The sequence below is a fragment of the Methylotenera versatilis 301 genome, from assembly GCF_000093025.1.
Lineage (GTDB): Bacteria > Pseudomonadota > Gammaproteobacteria > Burkholderiales > Methylophilaceae > Methylotenera > Methylotenera versatilis.
Genome location: NC_014207.1, coordinates 1,060,633 through 1,079,994, shown reverse-complemented (window position 1 = coordinate 1,079,994; position 19,362 = coordinate 1,060,633). Strand labels below are relative to the sequence as shown.

Below are 19,362 nucleotides of genomic sequence, written 5' to 3'. Positions count from 1 at the left end.
AAACCCCGCAATTGCGGGGTTTTTGTTAAATCTAATAAAACTTAGTTACAGCCAACTTCTTTTGAAGCTTCGCCTGTAATTACAACACGACGGTTAGGTGCTAGGCAAGAGATTAATTTCTTACCTGTAACACCTTTACATGCTTCAACTGGCTCTGACTCACCTTTACCAACAGAAGTAATGATACCAGCATCAACACCTTGAGAGACTAGGTATTCTTTAACGATACTAGCACGTTTTTCTGAAAGTTTTTGGTTGTAAGCTGTTGATCCAATGCGGTCTGTATGACCTGTAACAATAACTGTTTTTAGTTCAGGATTAGCTTTAATTTTAGCAACAGTATCATCTAATATTGGTTTAGCGCCATCTTGTAATTTCGCTTTATCAAAACCAAATAGTTTTTCTGCGCTAACTGTAACAGTTTCAAGATTTGGTTTACATGCTACTGGAGCAGGAGCTGCTGGAGCTGGCTCAACCATAGGCGCTGGCGCTGGAGTTGGCTCAACTACTGCTGCTGGAGCTGGTTCCGCTGCTGCAACTACTGGCATAGGTGCTGGAGCACCAAAACGGAAGATACCGCCGAAGTTCAATAAAGTATTAGCAATGGTTTGTGAGTCGCTTATAGAACCACCAGCTGCGGATGCATTAAATGCAGCACGACTCCATTGCTCACGCAAATCAGCTTGGAGACCAAAACTATCATTAAATAAATATTGAGCACCTAAACCAACGTTACCTAACCAAGATGTTTTGCTACCATCAACATTCACACCTGGAATTGTGTAATCAACATTATTTCTAGCAACGCCTAAACCTGCTAAAAGGAATGGACGGAAATTACTACGACTAAACATATAAAGTGCATCTAAACCCAAAGTCGTTTGTTTGTAACGACCATCAGAGCCTGCAATACCTGTATCACTTGATAACTTACCTGCATCTGCATTAGCACGGTTATATCCAATACCACCTTGAATATCCCAGCTATCGCTTAACTCTTTACCTAGCTTAAGAGATACGCCGCCGCCGTTATTTGCATCCAAATCACCATCAGTACTCATAAAGTTAATACTTGGAACAGCATACCATGCACCGCGGTACATATCTTCTGCTGAAGCAGCAAATGCTGCAAGGCCTAGCGTTGCTGCAACTGCAAGATTAATAAGATTTTTTTTCATTCGTCTTTACTCCTAATTAAAATACTTCTTCGGGCTATTAAAATCTAAGATTTCATTAGGTTCGATATTACGCACCACTAAGGTTTAGCGCAATCATAAATGTTTACAAATCAATGTTATTCAAATGTTTTAGTTGTTTTTTTACAACAAATTTACACTATTTTACGAACCGCTTTTATTTTAGCTGCATCGAGCGCTAGGTTACGTTGATTGTCATTGCAAACACCACCTCTAAAACCGATATAGCTTGGACTTATCTCTTTAATTAATGCCACGTGTTGTGGTTTTAAAGAGCCCGCTAAGCCTAATTGCAGGTTATGTCCAAGAACTGTTTTTGCAAATATCGCTCTTTGCTCTTGTGAGTAATAATCAAGCAAAGTAAGTCCATTTTTTTTTGCGGTATCTAACATAACGCCCATAAAACCTGCATATTTAATGGCGGCAATCAAACCCTGTGGGTACATGGTTTCTGCAAAAAGCACGGCTATAAGCTTTGTACCAGCATGCGCAACTGACTTAAGAGCATCCAAGCTGAGTTGGTAGTCATCTGTTTGGAAAAACCCAATTTTAATGATGTCGACTCCTGTTGTAGCTAACTGAGTTACATGCGCTAACAACAACTCTGGCTGCATAGGTAAATCACCTATAGTTGCGCTGGTAAGTTTAGCATCTGCATTTTTTGTGTTTTTTACATAAGTAACAATCGCTTGAATTGTTTCTATAGGCAAAGCGCCTAAAGCGCCTAAACTGGGTTCTTTTAAGTCAATAATATCAGCACCATTTTCCAAGGCGATTTGCGCTTCTTCAATAGTGGTCACGCTAATTAGCAACTGCGTTGTATTTAATTGCGATGCATTGACATTAACTGACATGGCGGAGCTTATAGGTGCATTCATGCGAAGTTCTCACCTGCTTGTTGTGCATAAAAATTTTCTACCTTTTCAGTGAGCCAAGTCCATGCTTGTAATTCACGCTCGCCTGCAGTCTTATCTACCGCAATTTGCAAGTATTGCATTTCAGATAGCACCTTATCTTTAGCTAACATATTCAAGCGACTTGCAAGTACGGCAAGCTCAATTACCGCCGCTTGTGCTCGATTGAAGCCTAGAAATGACTGATGTTGTACCTCATGTACCACTTCTAAAAATAGCTGTGGACGTAGAGCATCTTCATTAATTTTGACTAATTTTAATTCTTTATGCGCTAAAGTTTCTGTCAGTCTGTAACCTGTTATTTTTTCCGCAGGAGTCAGCGACCACGCTTGCTGTTTAGTTAAAGCGCCAGCAAATACACGTACATCATCGGTCAAATTCATCACTGCTTGTTGAGTTGCAAGAATATTCTCCAGCGTGGTGGAAGGCTTATAAGGCGAAATGACAACTAAGCCATCTTGCATTTGTATGCCAAATGGCGTGATATGGACATCGCCTTGGCTAGTCACTGTGCTAATAATGGTTTCAAATATCATATTTATTTAAGCCTTCTTGCTAGCCTCTTTGCGTTCTTTAATTGAAGCTTCACGATGCGCCGTTTTATTTGTTTGTTCTTGAGGCTTAGTATCTACGCCCCACTCAAGTTCTTGATCTTGCACATAACGCTTCTTAAGTTGCCATGCAATCTGCGCACGCGCCAACTCCACGCCTAAATAAAAAGCATGTGATGCATCATTATCCACCTTTAAATGCTGATACAACGCGAAAGGATCGGTGCTTTCATGTATACCATCCCGGTTATAAATATGCACGCCGTTTTCAGTCGCTTGTATGCGAAAGCTCGGATCTTTAATCATACCGGCGATTTCTTTTACCTCATCAGTACTATAAGTAAATGGACGCCTATCATGCAAGCCAAGCAAGCCATTAGTATAGCCACGCGGCAACCTACCATCGTTTTTTGCCGCATGCATCATACGCCTAGCGACATCGGCTTCTGCAACGGCATTGACTGCATGCGCGCTTACAGAAGTAGCTAATACTGCATTAATATTCAGCTCACTAATCATACCAAATAACAGCGCGTTAATGCCTGTTGTATCAGCATCAGTGAGCTCAGTAAGGTTACCAATCCCCATCATCATTTGTATCTCAGGATATTTTTTACGTAACTTTTGATAGCGTACAATTGAGTTGGTTAATCCAAAATGAATCGGATCTAAAATCGCATCGGCAATAAATGGCTTACCAGCCTTTAAACAAGCCTCGATAGCTCTATATAGTGAAGGCAAACTATGTGGCTTGGCTGGGATTAGGATTGGCGTAGAGGCTACTTCCGTTGCTACCCATAATGTTTTTTCTGTGAGGCTAAGTAAGAAATCTGCACCCGCATGCCCTGCTGTAAGTAGATCATCCGTATGAAGTGAATCCACGCTGACTTTAAAATCTAAGGCTTTAAGCGCTTTTACGGTATCAGCCAAATGCAGAAATGGCACTGCTGGCAGACAACCCAAATCAATTACATTCGCACCCTGCGACTGATACTGTTGGGCTTTTTTAATGATGTCATCCACACTTAAAAAAGGCGCATCTACGATTTCTGCAAAAATCTGCACGTCATATCGGCTCAAATCTGGCGTCACACCCGCATGACCAAAGTATTGTGGTAAATCTTTTAAATCGTTGGGGCCGCGCTCAACAGGTACGCCATACTGCGCCTCCAATTGGCTAATATCACCAAGGCATAAGCCAGGTAAAATCACTTTATCCGCATCACCTGTTTCTTTAAGTCTACGAGCAATTAATTCGGGAGTCATCAGCGCGGCGACTGAAACACCAATTTGCTGAATGCGATATTTGAAAGGAGGCGTTTTAGGGTTGCTTTGAACTTCTGCTAATATTTTATGCAGGCTTTTCTCAGCCAATTTACCTGTTAGAAACAGTAAATTTTCTGCAGGCTTTTTATCTTTAGTTGCGGATTTCATTTAAACGCACATGAATTGCATGTGTAAGCGCAGCAATGTCTGCTACCACTTGTGTTGCTTCAAAATCAGCGAGCTTTGCCACGTTTTCTAAATCAATTTTACGCGGATAAACTTTAACGACATTGTCACGCGGCGCTTCCGATTCGAGCTCTGGAGCTGTATCGCAAGCAAATACAATGCTAGCAACACGCGTTTTACCAGCCTGTGCGAATAAATTAGTGACTAAAGAATCTGAAAAGCCATAGGCCATTTTAGCAATAGTATTGGAAGTAGCAGGTGCAATCACCAAAGTGTGATACTTACCTTCATAAAACAGCTCAACAGGTACGCTGCTTGCCGTTTTATCTTGATACACTCTATGCCCAGTCGCGTCTAACTGCACTTGAAAGCCGTATTGTTTAATGATTTCAGAAGCCGCTTTGCTTAGGAAAATATCAACATTATCCAGCGTAGCAAGAACCGCTAAAGATTCGCGCAAATAATGGCCGGAACCTGTAATAGCCCATGCTAAGCGCTGCGTTTCTGAATTTACCATTGCTTGAGTAAACTACAATTAAGCGAACGGATGCTCAATCACAATAGTTTCATCACGCTCTGGGCCTGTAGAAACAATCGCAACGGGCACACCACATAAAGCTTCAAGACGTTTTAAGTAGTTTTGTGCATTCTTCGGCAAACCATCCCAAGTTTTGACGCCAAAAGTATTTTCTGACCAACCTGGCACAGTTTCATAAATTGGTTTGCAACCAGCTACATCATCCGCGCCGATTGGAAGTAAATCAATTTTCTTGCCATCTAACTCGTAACCCGTACAAATGTTGAGCTCTTTAATACCATCTAACACGTCCAACTTAGTGATACACAAGCCTGTTAGACCGTTAATCATGGCTGAACGGCGTAAGGCTGCAGCATCAAACCAGCCGCAACGACGTTTACGTTTAGTCACAGTACCGATTTCTTGGCCTTTTACTGACATTTGTGTGCCAGGTGCGCCTTCTGTATCGATATCTAACTCACTTGGGAAAGGTCCGCCACCAACACGCGTGGTGTAAGCTTTAGTGATACCTAAAACATAGTGCAACATATTGGCACCAACACCCGTACCGGCTGAAGCTTGACCAGCGATACAGTTACTTGAAGTCACATACGGATAAGTACCGTGGTCAATATCGAGCAATGTACCTTGTGCACCCTCAAATAGTAGGTTTTCACCACGTGCATTAGCAGCATAAAGTTCAGCAGAAATATCGCTAATCATTGGCTTTAAAGCAATAGCATGTTGCATACTGGCATCATATTGCTGATTAAAATCAACGGCTTTCGCACCTAGGTAATTAGTCAGGACAAAGTTGTGATAATCAATCACTTCTTTTAGTTTTTCTGAAAAACGCTCTGGGTAGAATAAGTCATAAACACGTAAAGCGCGACGTGCTACTTTATCTTCATAAGTTGGGCCAATGCCTTTACCTGTTGTGCCGATTTTTTTATCTGCGCTACGCTTAGCTTCGCGTGCAACATCAACAGCAACATGATGACTTAAAATCAACGGGCAGCCAGAGCTAACTTTTAAGCGACTTTTAACTTCCAAACCATCTTTTTCAAGCGCTGCTATCTCACCTAGCAAATGTCCTGCATCTAGCACTACGCCGTTACCGATGTAGCAATTGATACCAGAACGCACGATGCCTGAAGGCACAAGATTGAGTTTGTAAACACGTTGCGCATCGCCCTGACCTACTACCAATGTATGCCCAGCATTGTGACCGCCTTGGAAGCGCACAACACCTTGCGCATGGTCAGTCAGCCAATCAACGATTTTGCCTTTACCTTCATCACCCCATTGTGTGCCGATAACGACTACGTTTTTTGCGATGTGCTTTGTTGCTGTATTTACCATGATATTTACTTTTTTACTTAAGTTTAATTGTAGGGTTTAATTATAGGGTTTAATTGTAGCTCAGGTTTAACCCGACATTTTTCGTGTAATTTTGTTAAGTCGGGTTGAAACCCGATCTACATAGTGATTAATCTACTATTTATCGATGGCAACTACATGCCAGCCAGAATTGTAGTGCACAAGCTTTCTATCGCAATTCAATTCATCAAGATTTGACTCAAATCCTGATAACTCTTGAATCACTATTTGCCCATCTGCTCTTAAGCTGTCAATTTTAACAGATAAACTGGCATCATCATTAGCTGGTGCAAATATCGCCATATTTGGCTTAGCTGGTTGCAGAGCGGTTACCACGCCGCGTAAATCTAAGCTAAATCCAGTTGCTGAGCGTGCGCGACCAAATGCTTGACCAACTTCATCATAACGCCCACCTAGCGCTAATGGGCCTTTGTAGCCTTGTGCATAAGCGGCAAATACGATACCGCTGTGATAGTGATAACCACGCAACTCGCTTAAATCGAAACTTACTGTAACATCCAAACCTTCTAAAGCCGTGCTTACTTGGCTTAAACTTGCCAAAGCCTCTTTAATGGCAGCTGTGTTAGGTAAGACTTTTTCTGCTTTAGTCAGAATAGATTTATCGCCATTTAGCTCAGTTAAATGCAACAAAGCCTCGCGAGTGGTTTTATCTAAATGCTGTGAAAGTGCAGCAACGCTTGACTGATCTTTGCTTTGCAAAGCCGCATATAACTCTTGTTCTAACTGCGATGCTACTTGGCTAGCTTCAATCAAGCTACCAAATATATTCACATGGCTAAAATCCATGTGCAATTGGTCAATGCCAATGGCTTGCAAGGCTCTAATAAGTAAGCGTTGAATTTCAATATCGCTAGCAACGCCTGCATGGCCGTATAACTCGGCCCCCAGCTGCAGCGGCTCGCGCGTCTGCGCTAGTCCATCGGGCTTGGTGCGTAACACGCTGCCTGCATAACACAAGCGGGTAATACCTTGATGATTCAATAAGTGCGCATCGATACGTGCCGCCTGTGGCGTCATATCTGCACGCACACCCATCAAGCGACCCGTGAGTTGATCGACTACTTTAAAAGTTGCTAAATCTAAATCGTGACCTACGCCCGTAATCAACGACTCCATGTATTCCAGCATCGGTGGAATGACATATTGATAACCATGCACTTTGAATAAGTCTAATAAAGTGCGACGCAATGTCTCAATTCGAGCAGCTTCGGCAGGTAAAACATCTTCAATATATTCTGGGAGTAACCAATTACGCATTTTTCATCATCACTTTTTTTATTACTATCGTGTTACTTAAATTATCAAGTCAGCCGTTATTTGCTTAGCAAAAACAATATTAATCCGCCAATCACTGACATTAACCCAACAAAACGTAACTGACCGTCTTTGAGTTCTATCATGCGTTTAAAAGTATCGCGCCAGGCTTGTGGCAGCAATAATGGCAATAGGCCTTCTAATATCAACATTAAGCCTAATGCCATTAATAGCGTGTTTCCCATTTAGAAATCTTTATTTTTTAGCAGGACTTCGCATGTATTTGAAGAAGTCAGAGCCTGGATCTAGCACCATGACGTCGCTCTTATTTTTGAAGCTATTTTTATAAGCTTCTGTGCTGCGATAGAACGCATAGAACTCAGGGTTTTTACCATAAGCTTGATTATAAATCGCAGCTGCGGAAGCGTCACCCTCACCCTTGGTTTTTTGCGCATCACGATAAGCTTCGGCAATGATCACTTCACTCTGCTTGTCTGCATCGGCTCGGATTTTTTCAGAAGCAGCAGAACCTTCAGAGCGCAACTGATTGGCAATACGTTTACGCTCTGCAATCATACGGTCGAATACTGATTTACTAATATCTTCAGAATAATCCACACGTTTTAAGCGTACATCGACGACTTCAATACCCATTTGGCGGGCTTCTAAATCAGCGCTTTTACGTAAGCTATCCATCACTGCATTACGCTCACCGGCAATCACATCATGTACGGTACGTTTACCAAACTCAGCACGTAGCCCTGCATTGACAACGTTTGAGAGACGATTTTCAGCAGCAGATTCACCACCTTCTTTAATTGAAACATAGTATTTTGCCGGATCGATAATGCGCCATTTTACAAACGAATCAACCAACATGTACTTATTCTCGCTGGTATTAAATTTAGCTGGCTCTTCCCAATCTAAAGTCACAATACGGTTATCAAACGTCTTTAAATCATCAATAAACGGCATTTTAAAGTACAGGCCTGGCGATTTTTTGACGGCCACGATTTCACCCAAACGCTTCACTACCACAAACTCAGTTTGGTCTACCATATAGGCCGATGTGGCTAAGAATACGATGCCAACTAATGCTAAAACTAAAATACTTGTTATATTTTTCATTATTTTTCGCCTATCTACTTTCTCTATCACGACTGCGGAAAGCATCACGCGAGCGATCCACTGTTGGATCTGCCACTGGTGCCGCTGGCGTGTTCAGTGACTGCAATGACTGAGACTGTTGCGGTGCCGCAGCAGCATTAGAGTTCATCAACTTATCTAATGGCAAGTACAGCATGCTGCCTGCTTTTTGATCAACCACCACTTTACTTACGCTAGATAAAATCTGCTCTTGCGCATCTAAATACAAGCGTTGACGCGTAACGTCTGGCGCATTGTTATATTGCGCTAAAATTTGCTCAAAACGGCTAGCATTACCGCGTGCTTCGCTTTCAATTTTAAGTTTGTAACCTGCAGCTTCAGCTAATAGTCTTGAAGCTTTACCACGCGATTTAGGTATCACGTCATTTGCATAGGCTTGGCCTTCATTCACTTGGCGTTGATTGTCTTGGTTAGCTCTATTTACGTCTTCAAATGCTTCTTGCACTTGCTCAGGAGGCTGCGCACTTTGTAGTGAGACACTGATAATATGCACACCAGTTTTGTAGCTGTCTAATATCGTCTGCATACGTTGAGACGTATCAGCTAGGCCTTTTTGCAATAAATCATCGAGCTTATTTTTACCAACCACTTCGCGAATCGCCGACTCGGCAGCCGACATCACAGCATCATCCGTTGCACGATTGTTAAACAAGTAATACTTGGCATTATTAAGGTTATATTGCACAGCGAACTGCAAATCAATAATGTTCTCATCCTCGGTCAACATTAAAGCTTCACGCGGTTGTTTTGTTTTTCCACCGCCACCTTCACCCGTAGTTCTATAACCCACTTCTAAACGGCGGACCTGCTCCATATTGACTACGGTCACCTTTTCAATTGGATACGGTAAATGCCAACGTGGGCCAGGCTCTGTGGTGTCATCAGTCATTTTACCAAAGCGCTGAACGACGCCTTTAGAGCCAGAATCCACCATATAGAACCCCGTTGCTAGCCATATGAGTAATATGACAGCGATGATTGGAAGAATAGGAAGGTTAATGTTTCCACCATTCGAGCTAGTAGGCTGACTACCGCCACCTTTGCCGAACATATTATTAATCTTGCGGCTTAAATCACGCATGACTTGATCCAAATCTGGTGGACCTTCATTATTTCGCTGAGCCCATCCGGGAAATTTAATCATTTAAAACTCCAAAGAAACTTAATCGTATACATACCACTTAAAGCTAAAAATTCTGACCATTCAAGGTATTTCAAGTTGCATTCAAGTCAACGCCATTAAACTTAAGGCTAAGCATAAGCACTTTCCTCAGTACTTAGTTTATGCAAATATTGGCTGTGCTCTGCCATAGCCTGTCTTAACAAATCCATTCCCTCACCTGTGCTAGCCGATGCGTGTATGGTTGTGATTCTACCATACTCATCTCGGCTGACAGAGGGCGGCAGACCGACTCTATCTATTTGGTTGTGTACTAAAATCTGTGGCACATTGGCTGCACCGATTTCTAGCAACACTTTATTGACTTGCGCAATTTGCTCGTCGCGATTGGTGCTTGCGGTATCGACAATATGCAGCAATAAGTCCGCTTGAGCGGCCTCTTCTAAAGTTGCGCCAAAAGCTTCAACCAAAGCATGAGGTAAATGTTTAATAAACCCAACGGTGTCTGAAAGCACTACTGACCCAGCATCCGCAATATAAATTTTATGCGTTGTTGTATCAAGCGTTGCAAACAACTGATCAGCCACGTAAATATCGGCCTTGGTTAGGCGATTAAAAACTGTAGATTTACCTGCGTTGGTGTAGCCTACCAGCGAAACTGTCATCACATTAGAACGCTTGCGCGCCCTACGCTGCATACCACGTTGCGCCTTGAGCTTAATAAGCTTTTCACGCAACTGTTTAACACGCACTCGCAACATACGACGGTCTAACTCTAGCTGCGTTTCGCCGGGACCGCCACGCACACCAATACCACCTTTTTGACGCTCTAAATGCGTCCAGCCTCTGACTAATCGCGTAGACAAATGCTCTAGTTGCGCCAACTCAACCTGCAACTTACCTTCATGGCTCTGTGCACGCTGGCTGAATATATCGAGAATTAAACCCGTTCTATCCACCACGCGGGCTTTTAGCAAGCGCTCTAAATTACGCTGTTGCGAGGGGGATAAATCATGATTGAATACTGCGATATTAGATTCACTAGCTTGCATCATCTGCGCTAATTCATCAGCTTTACCACTGCCGATAAAAAGCTTGGCATCGGGTGTTGCTCGTTTGCCTTCAATTGTGCCGCGTATGGACAAGCCTGCGCTAATGCTGAGTTGACGAAGTTCATTTAAGCTTTCTTCGTAATCATTATCGCCAAAATCAACACTTACCATAATGGCAGCATCGCCGCCACTTGGCCTTTCAAACATATCTTTCAACGGTAATTTACCAGTCCTGTTTAAGCTTCATCTTCTGGCAAACTAACGTTGACCATGCGCGCTGGCACGATGGTTGAAATCGCGTGCTTATAGACCATTTGAGTCACAGTATTTTTTAGCAAAATCACGTATTGATCGAACGAGTCAACCTGACCTTGCAATTTGATGCCATTAACGAGATAGATGGATACAGCGACGTGTTCTTTACGTAAGGCGTTAAGAAATGGGTCTTGTAACATTTGCCCTTTTTGAATCATGATGTCTCCTATTGCTTGGAGTTAAATAAATACTACATAGCACCAGCTACATTACTGATGTTACTCTTGTTGAGATTTAGAACAATGCAATTCGTTCTATTTTTCTATCAAAATATCAGAAAATTCTAAAGCACTTATTGAATATGAGGTGATAGGCTAAAATTTCAATAGCCTCCACCAATATTCACATGAAATTTAAAGTACTATTTAAGCGCTGAATTAATTCTAGCCAACACTTCATCTTTACCCAACAGCGCCATCACTTGATCGATACTTGGTGATTGTGCAATGCCAGTCAACATCACTCGTAAGGGCATCGCTACTTTAGGAAATTTCAGTGAATTACTAGTAACAGCAGCTTCAATCTCATGATGAATAGCCTCTGCTTGCCAATCAATACTGCCCAATGATTGCGTCAGCGCAGCTAAAATAGGTTTAATTTCTGCCGTTAAATGCTTTTCAGCGGCTACTTCATCTATCACAGGATTCTGATAAAAATATGCGATGCTAGCAGCTAGCTCATTTAGGGTATTTGCACGCTCTTTGTACAAATCAATCACTGCAGATAAAGCTGGCTGTTCACTCACTGTAACGCCAAGTTTAGCCAATCGCTTAGTAATATCTTTAACCAAATATGCGTTATCCGCTTGTTTAATGTAATGAGCATTTAGCCAATTCAATTTTTCAGTATTAAACTGTGCGGCTGATGGCGTGATGTGGTCTAAATCGAACCATTCTGCAAACTGTTGTTTACTGAATACCTCTTCGTCACCATGGCTCCAGCCTAATCGCGCCAAGTAATTAATCACCGCTTCTGGCAAATAACCGTCATCATCATATTGCATCACACTCACAGCACCGTGGCGCTTAGAGAGCTTTTGTCCATCATTACCTAAAATCATTGATAAGTGCGCATATTGTGGAATAACGATTTTTGCATCCAACTCAGCCAGCGCTTTGAGCATATTGATTTGACGCGGCGTATTATTCACATGATCATCACCACGAATGACTTGAGTAATACCCATGTCACTATCATCAACCACTACACAGAAATTATAAGTAGGTGTGCCATCAGCGCGAGCAATAATCAAATCATCAAGTTCAGCATTGGCGATTTCGATGCGACCCTTCACCATATCATCCCAAGCTACTACACCATCTACTGGGTTTTTAAAGCGAATAGCCGGTGTAATACCTGCTGGCGGCGTAGGTAAGGTTTTTCCTACCTCTGGACGCCATTTTCCATCATATCTAGGCTTTTGCTTATTGGCCATTTGCTGTTCCCGCAAAGCATCAAGTTCTTCACGACTTGAATAGCAGTGATAGGCAGTTCCAGCAACTAGCATGGTTTGAATCACTTCTTTATAGCGATCCATACGCTGCATTTGGTAAAAAGGACCTTCGTCATAATCCAACCCCAACCACTGCATACCATCTAATATTGCTTGCACTGCTTCCGGCGTACTACGTGCCACATCAGTATCTTCAATACGCAGAATAAAATCCCCGCCATGCTTTTTAGCAAAAGCCCAAGAGAATAAAGCGGTACGAGCACCACCAATGTGCAGAAAACCAGTGGGGCTGGGAGCAAAACGAGTACGAACAGTCATATTTAACAGTAGCTTACATTAACAATAAAATGGTTATTTTATCATGCGCAGGTAAATAGCTCTTATGTAATCAGGTTTATATCCTCTATAATTTCACATAATTTGTACTATCTACGCCAATCAATCAAACTTAAAGAACCTACAACTGCTGGCACACTACTTGCTTTTATTAATACATATTCGTATTTTAATCATTAATTAAAGTATAAAAAACATACCAAAAATGGAATTCTTTAGAAAAATCTTTAACCACTCTCCATCGTCAAAGGCCGAAATGGCCTTTGCATGGGGCAAAGAGTTAGATGGTATGGATGATGTGTCTGCAATTGAGTATGCAACACAACAACTCAACGCTGATGCCAAAAAAGATATTTTTAATGACGAGCAAAACATAGAAGCATTGTTTGCAATTGACGAAAAAATACACATTATTGTCGATAGAATCACATCTCACTACATCAATATCGACAACTTGAGCATTGAACTAGAGGAACGTATTGCCAATGCTGTGTTTTTATATCATCGCCAGCTTTACCTTATTTACAACACACTGATTGATAATTTAGCACCCTTCCAACCACAATCTTTAATCGTGATGTTGGCGCGTGCCATTAACAATGCAACACAAATGATTAAATGGCGTTTTTACAATTATCAAAGCGCCCCAGCGAATGTCTGGCTGCAATTATCTAAGCTTTATTTAGTCGCTGAGAAACAAGCCATACTTGATAGTTATGTAAGAGCTTACCCAGATAAAGAAATCACTACGTTGTCCTCTGCCTACATTCAGGCTTGCATGCTAGGTAGTTTAGAAAGCTTAAGCTTTCAGCGTAAACAAATTGAATTGGTGAGCAAAATGCTAGCCTATTGGACACCAAAAATTCTTATTCAAAGCACATATGATGAGAATAAACATCTATTTTATGTAGATACTGCGAGTGATGCAGCTGCAAAACGCATTAGAAATTTCAAACCTTTACCGAGTTATCGCTATTGGTGTTTTGACAGTGTGAATCTAAAGATTGAGTTATGTCTTTCACTGATTGAATACAACATCCTGCCCAAGCAGCAAGAGATGAAAGATTTTATTAGCAATCAATATGCTGTGCCTACTTTGGAAATTTTAAAAACAGAATGGTCGCGTGCTGAATATAAACGTCAACGCAGATCGACCGAACGTGCCAAAACGTCCAAATATGCAAGCACTACTTATGGCTTTGAATACACTTGCTATCACATCAAACAGCATGAAAACATGCGCATTCAACGCGTAGGCAAATCTTATCAAGGCAACAAATCGTTTGATGAGCGATTAGCCACGCACTCATTGAGCAAGGATCAGAATGGTCCCAATGTCATTTATTTAGACTTGGGTGCTGCTCAATCTAAAATTATTGATGAGTGCCCTAAAGGCATCGGCATGTATACGAACAAGCCTGCGAGTGAAGTGAGCTTAGGCATGTTAATCGGTGTGACTATAAGCGACCAAAAGGACGCTACTAAAATCGGTGTGATTCGCAGCATAAAACCTGTCATAGGTAATGAGTTGCATATTGGCATTGAACTATTAAGTACAACTGCTTTTTGTGTAGAGGCGCTGAATGTTAGCGCTGCCACTGCCAAAGCTAAAAATGTTGCTGAAAACAGTTCAGTAAAAAATACGCCTATTGTCACTAGAAAAGAATTCAACGAATCTGTAGGTTTTAATGGCAATGTCAACGAGACCAGCTTTACCTGCTTATATCTACCAAGAGAGTTTACGATTCCTCAACATGAGTCATTGCAACTTGAGTCACTAATAGTACCTCGGCTGCATTACAACAAAAACGATACGTATAGAATCAATATTTCTGGCACTGATATGTTGGTTAAGTTTACCGAAACTTTAGAACATCATGACAATTGGTTACGCGTTATTTACACGCAAGTACTAGAAAGAAAAACGGCAGCTGACCTCTCCTTAACTTAAGAGGGTTAAGCCGCCGTCCTCATTCATGAGTCAATGTTATTTAGCTTGACTTTGCACTTCAGCTTGCCAACCACCACCTAGCGCTTTAAATAAACTGACTGTAGCTGCCAATCTTGCCTGACGACTTTGTACGTAAGATAAAGCTGAGTCGTTATAAACACGCTGCGCATCCAATACATCCAAGTAGGCTGAATAGCCTGATTTGTAGCGATTTTCAGACACATCTAACGCTTTTTTAGCGGCAATTTGGCTTTTATTAAGTGCATCTTCACGTTCAGTATTTTGACGTAAATCCACCAAGGCATCGTTCACTTCTTTAAACGCCGTTTGTATTGCGCCTTCATAGCTCGCTAATGCTTGCTTTTGTTTTGCACTTGCCTGATCAACCTTAGAGTTAAGCTTACCTGAATCAAATATCGGCAAATACAAACTTACGCCACCCGTCCAGATACGTGCTGCTGACTTCAATATATCACCCAACTCCAAAGACTCACCACCTAAACCAGCGGTGAGTGAAATGGTTGGATATAAAGCGGCTTTCGCCACGCCGATATTGGCATTGGCAGCAATCATCTGCTGCTCAGCCTGAGCAACATCTGGCCGGGCTTCCAATAGCCTAGAAGGCAAACCAGCAGGCGGCGTTGGTGGAACTGGCAATGCCTGTATGTCAGCACTGGCGATATTAAGACTCAAATCACCAGTCAATGTAGCGAGCTGATGCAAACTCAATGCTCTTTGTCGGGTGAGTTCAGCCAATTGAGCACTTAGGTTTGCACTTGCCACTTCGGCCTGATACACATCTAAAGCTGATGCTACGCCACCCTCTAAACGGCGTTTAGTCAAACCTAGACTAGCTTCACGACTTTTCATGCTCTCTTGCGTAAGCGTGATTTGCGAATCTAAACTACGCAAGGTCAAATAATTGGTAGCGACCAAGCCTGATAATGAAAGCGCAACAGTATCTTTTGCATATTGACTAGAGAGTATTTGTGCTCGCACTGATTCTTTGGCACGACGCAATTTCCCCCAAAAATCAATTTCGAAAGAAGTACCTAACTCGGCTTTGTAGTCATTGCGCGGATTCGTCGTGACAGGATTTCCACCCAATTCCGTCACGCGTGATCGATTGGCACCTGCATTCAAATCTACTTGCGGCAGCGTTGCTGCGCCAATTTCCCTCGCTAAAGCATCGGCCTCTTCTACACGTGCAACAGCAAGTTTAATGTCAGTGTTGCTTTGTAAAGCTTTGCTCACCAAATCATTCAAAAGCTGATCTTGATAAGCCGTCCACCAAGTTGATGATACTTTGCTTTGCGCCTGATCTGCCTGCTCTGAGTATTGGCTAGGCACAGCCAATTGTGGGCGCTCATAATCAGGCCCCACAGATTTACAGGCAGAGAGCAACGCCATTGGTACTAGTAAACAAATAAGTTTCATTTTAAAAAGGTTTTTCTTATTCAAAGTTAATTGTTGCATCACACTGTCTCCTGCTTATTGAGATCTGTTTCAACATGTCCATGGTGACGCACATGCTTGCCAGACAACCAAGTAAAGAACAGTGGAATGAATATCGTCGCAACAAACGTCGCCAATATCATACCGCCGAACACGCCTGTACCCATTGAACGTCGCGCGGCAGCACCAGCGCCAGAGGCAATCACCAACGGTACGATACCTAACACGAACGCCATTGATGTCATGACAATTGGTCTGAACCTCATTCTAGCGGCTTCAAGTGCAGCTTGTGCTACAGGCATACCAGTTTCCATTTTTTGGCTAGCGAACTCCACAATCAAAATCGCATTTTTGGCCGCTAAGCCCACTAGCGTAATCAAACCAATTTGGAAATAAATATCGTTTGGCATGCCACGTAACAACACAGCCAACAACGCACCTGCTAAAGCAAACGGCACAGCCATAATTACAGCCAATGGTAATGCCCAAGTTTCAAATTGCGCTGCAAGAATCAAGAACACCATGATAATCGCAAACCCAAACGCCATAATTGCCGCTGAACCTGTACGTTTTTCTTGGTATGCCTGACCTGTCCAAGCAATTTGGTAGCCTTCTGGCAAGTTTTCTGCAGCTACTTTTTCTACCATTTTAATGGCTTCACCAGAACTAACACCTGGCGCACCGCCACCTAACACTTTGGCTGAAAGTAAGCCGTTATAACGCTCTAGCTGCTCAGCACCTACAATGTTGCTCACTTTGCTTAAAGCTGAAAGCGGTACCATTTTCCCTGCATTTGAACGTACATATACTTTACCTAAATCTTCAGCTTTCATGCGGTATTCAGCCTCAGCTTGTAACTGTACTCGGTAAGTACGGCCAGATTTATTAAAGTCATTCACGTATAGCGAACCCATCGTACTTTGTAAAGTAGCGTAAATATCCGCCACTGGTACACCTTGTGAAATGGCTTTAGCTTCATCAACCTCAACAAACAATTGCGGAACAGTTGGGCGGAAAAACGTATTGATACCCGCTAACTCTTTTTCAGCTTTTAGTGCATCAATAAAGCTATTCACAACTGTTGATAAATGCATAGGGTCTGTATCACTACGGCTTTGCACATACACCTCAAAGCCACCTGAGCTACCTAAGCCACGAATCGCTGGTGGATTAAACGCAATAGCCATCCCATCTGGCTGCTGCATACCAATACCAAACAGTTTACCAACAATACCTTCTGCTGTAGTTTGACGTTCTGCCCAATCAGTCAATCGAACAAACATCGTAGCTGCACTAGTTTTGTTACCGCCACCGATCAAGTCAAAACCATATACCGCAAACTCATGTGCTACTGCAGGGTCTTTTGCAATCTCTTCACGCACAGCCTGAGTCGTCTTAGTAGTTCTACTCAACGTTGCACCGTCAGGCATAATCACTGCTGTTACCACATAACCCTGATCTTCTGCTGGCACAAAGCTACCAGGCACAGTTCTCAGTAAAATAACCACTACGACAATAATTGCGCCAAACACAAGTGAGCCAATAAATTTATGATGCAAGGTTAAATTAACTGTTTTTGCATAGAAGTTAGTCAACTTCAAAAAGCCACGGTTAAATGGTTTAAAGAATGCTGATTCCTCATGCACTGATTTTAACAATATTGCACATAAGGCTGGGGTTAGCGTTAGTGCCACAACACCTGAAATCACCACTGCGACCGCAACAGTTACCGCGAATTGGCGATACATTTCACCGGCAATACCACCTAAGAACGCAACTGGCACGAATACCGCACAAAGCACTAATACAATCGCGATTACTGCGCCAGATACTTGCTCCATTGATTTAATCGCAGCAGTAATCGGCGACAGTTTTTCCTCTGACATGAGCCGCTCGACGTTCTCCAGCACCACAATCGCATCATCCACCACAATACCGATGGAAAGCACCATCGCAAATAACGTCAGCGTATTGATGGAGAAACCGAATATCCACAAACCTGCAAATGTACCAATCAATGAAATAGGCACAGCAATAAGAGGAATTAAAGTCGCGCGCCAGCTTTGTAAGAATAGGAATACAACTAGCACAACCAACACCATCGCCTCACCTAAAGTTTTTACAACCTCAATGATTGAAGACTTAACAAAGTCACTGGTATCGTAAGGTACTTCCCAATCCACACCTGCTGGAAAGCGTTGTTTAAGCTCAGCCATTTTGACTTTAATAGCATCGGCTGTATCAAGCGCATTAGCACCTGTTTGTAAGAAAATTGGAATACCTACGCCAGGCAAACCATCCAACGCCGTACGAACGTTGTAAGTTTGTGAACCTAACTCGATACGTGCAACATCTTTAAGGTATAACACACCACGTGGACCATCAGCACGGATAATAATATTGCCAAACTCGCTAGGGTCAATCAAACGACCTTTAGCCGTTACCGTATAAACCAATTGCTGTGTTGAAGGTGAAGGTTCTTGACCAATTTTACCCGCTGCATACTGCGCATTTTGTACTTGTATGGCATTGGCAATATCCGTAGTCGTCACACCGAGTTGCGCCATACGGTCAGGTTTTAACCAAATACGCATAGAGTAATCTTGTGCACCAAAAATGTTAGCATCGCCCACACCTTTAATACGTTTGATTTCGTCCAATACATTAAGCGTCGCGTAATTACTTAGATAAAGCGGGTCATATTTCTTTAACTTATCAGTCAACATTACGACTAGCAAAATGTCGTTTGAGCGCTTTTGCACCACCAAGCCTGTTCTACGTACTTCATCAGGCAAACGTGGCAAGGCAATGTTCACGCGATTACTCACGTTGAATGTCGCCTGATTCACATCTGTACCTACTTCAAACGTAGCAGTAATGGTTAATGTACCGCTAGAGTCAGCGCTAGAGTTAAAGTAAAGCAAACCCTCAACACCGCTCAACTGCTCTTCAATGGGCGCAGCAACTGTTTTAGATAATGTTTCAGCACTTGCACCAGGGTAAGTAGCAGTAATCAGCACTGTTGGCGGCGCAATTTGCGGGTATTGTGCAATCGGTAACTTCAGCGCCGCGGCTAAGCCTGCCAGCACTATGATGATAGACAAAACGCTGGCAAAAATAGGCCGTGTGATAAAAAATTTGGTCATATTAGTTCTCGTTTAAACTTGGTTTAATCTTAAATCTTGTTTTAATCTTAAATATTATTCATTTAAGTATTATTAGTGAGAC

16 protein-coding genes are annotated in these 19,362 nt (G+C 42.4%); 1 reads left to right on the top strand and 15 read right to left on the bottom strand.

What is annotated here, in order from left to right; translation table 11 throughout:
• Positions 1-41: 41 nt before the first annotated feature.
• The 13 genes from M301_RS04915 to gltX all read right to left on the bottom strand — a co-directional run bounded on the left by M301_RS04915 (position 42) and on the right by gltX (position 12,710).
• Entirely contained in the window at positions 42-1,178 is a 1,137-nt protein-coding gene (locus M301_RS04915) for an OmpA family protein (protein WP_013147654.1), read from the bottom strand.
• Positions 1,179-1,330: 152 nt separating this feature from the next.
• Complete coding sequence (locus M301_RS04910) at positions 1,331-2,074, bottom strand: (5-formylfuran-3-yl)methyl phosphate synthase (RefSeq protein ID WP_238524666.1); 744 nt, start codon at positions 2,072-2,074, stop codon at positions 1,331-1,333.
• Entirely contained in the window at positions 2,071-2,646 is a 576-nt protein-coding gene (locus M301_RS04905; protein WP_013147652.1) for a DUF447 domain-containing protein, read from the bottom strand. Before M301_RS04905 ends, M301_RS04910 begins: the two co-directional genes overlap by 4 nt.
• Before the next feature lie 6 nt (positions 2,647-2,652).
• Positions 2,653-4,095, bottom strand: a complete 1,443-nt coding sequence (locus M301_RS04900; RefSeq protein ID WP_013147651.1) for a DUF6513 domain-containing protein — start codon at positions 4,093-4,095, stop codon at positions 2,653-2,655.
• A complete protein-coding gene (locus M301_RS04895) occupies positions 4,079-4,630 on the bottom strand; it encodes a flavoprotein (RefSeq protein WP_013147650.1) in 552 nt (183 codons plus the stop codon). Before M301_RS04895 ends, M301_RS04900 begins: the two co-directional genes overlap by 17 nt.
• Before the next feature lie 18 nt (positions 4,631-4,648).
• Positions 4,649-5,992, bottom strand: a complete 1,344-nt coding sequence (locus tag M301_RS04890) for an adenylosuccinate synthase (protein WP_013147649.1) — start codon at positions 5,990-5,992, stop codon at positions 4,649-4,651.
• Between the two features lie 135 nt (positions 5,993-6,127).
• Complete coding sequence (locus M301_RS04885; protein ID WP_013147648.1) at positions 6,128-7,288, bottom strand: ATP phosphoribosyltransferase regulatory subunit; 1,161 nt, start codon at positions 7,286-7,288, stop codon at positions 6,128-6,130.
• A 56-nt stretch (positions 7,289-7,344) separates the two neighbouring features.
• Entirely contained in the window at positions 7,345-7,530 is a 186-nt protein-coding gene (locus M301_RS04880) for a DUF2065 domain-containing protein (protein ID WP_013147647.1), read from the bottom strand.
• Positions 7,531-7,540: 10 nt separating this feature from the next.
• Positions 7,541-8,413: a protease modulator HflC gene (hflC, locus tag M301_RS04875; protein ID WP_013147646.1), complete on the bottom strand. Its 873-nt coding sequence runs from the start codon at positions 8,411-8,413 to the stop codon at positions 7,541-7,543.
• A gap of 10 nt (positions 8,414-8,423) precedes the next feature.
• The gene (gene hflK, locus M301_RS04870; RefSeq protein ID WP_013147645.1) at positions 8,424-9,596 is read right to left on the bottom strand and encodes an FtsH protease activity modulator HflK; all 1,173 of its coding nucleotides are present in this window, start codon (positions 9,594-9,596) and stop codon (positions 8,424-8,426) included.
• 107 nt (positions 9,597-9,703) lie between these two features.
• The gene (gene hflX / locus M301_RS04865; protein WP_013147644.1) at positions 9,704-10,831 is read right to left on the bottom strand and encodes a GTPase HflX; all 1,128 of its coding nucleotides are present in this window, start codon (positions 10,829-10,831) and stop codon (positions 9,704-9,706) included.
• A gap of 29 nt (positions 10,832-10,860) precedes the next feature.
• A complete protein-coding gene (gene hfq / locus M301_RS04860) occupies positions 10,861-11,097 on the bottom strand; it encodes an RNA chaperone Hfq (protein WP_013147643.1) in 237 nt (78 codons plus the stop codon).
• A 203-nt stretch (positions 11,098-11,300) separates the two neighbouring features.
• Positions 11,301-12,710 carry a glutamate--tRNA ligase gene (gene gltX, locus M301_RS04855; protein WP_013147642.1) on the bottom strand — a complete coding sequence of 470 codons (1,410 nt, stop codon included), beginning with the start codon at positions 12,708-12,710 and terminating at the stop codon, positions 11,301-11,303.
• A gap of 274 nt (positions 12,711-12,984) precedes the next feature.
• Here gltX and M301_RS04850 point away from each other — a divergent pair, with 274 nt between their 5' ends.
• Positions 12,985-14,679 carry a hypothetical protein gene (locus M301_RS04850; protein ID WP_013147641.1) on the top strand — a complete coding sequence of 565 codons (1,695 nt, stop codon included), beginning with the start codon at positions 12,985-12,987 and terminating at the stop codon, positions 14,677-14,679.
• Positions 14,680-14,715: 36 nt separating this feature from the next.
• Here the strand turns inward: M301_RS04850 and M301_RS04845 are convergent, their stop codons facing one another.
• Together M301_RS04845 and M301_RS04840 are read right to left on the bottom strand one after the other, a co-directional pair.
• Positions 14,716-16,116: an efflux transporter outer membrane subunit gene (locus tag M301_RS04845; RefSeq protein ID WP_041359840.1), complete on the bottom strand. Its 1,401-nt coding sequence runs from the start codon at positions 16,114-16,116 to the stop codon at positions 14,716-14,718.
• 38 nt (positions 16,117-16,154) lie between these two features.
• Entirely contained in the window at positions 16,155-19,280 is a 3,126-nt protein-coding gene (locus tag M301_RS04840) for an efflux RND transporter permease subunit (protein WP_013147639.1), read from the bottom strand.
• Positions 19,281-19,362 lie beyond the last annotated feature (82 nt).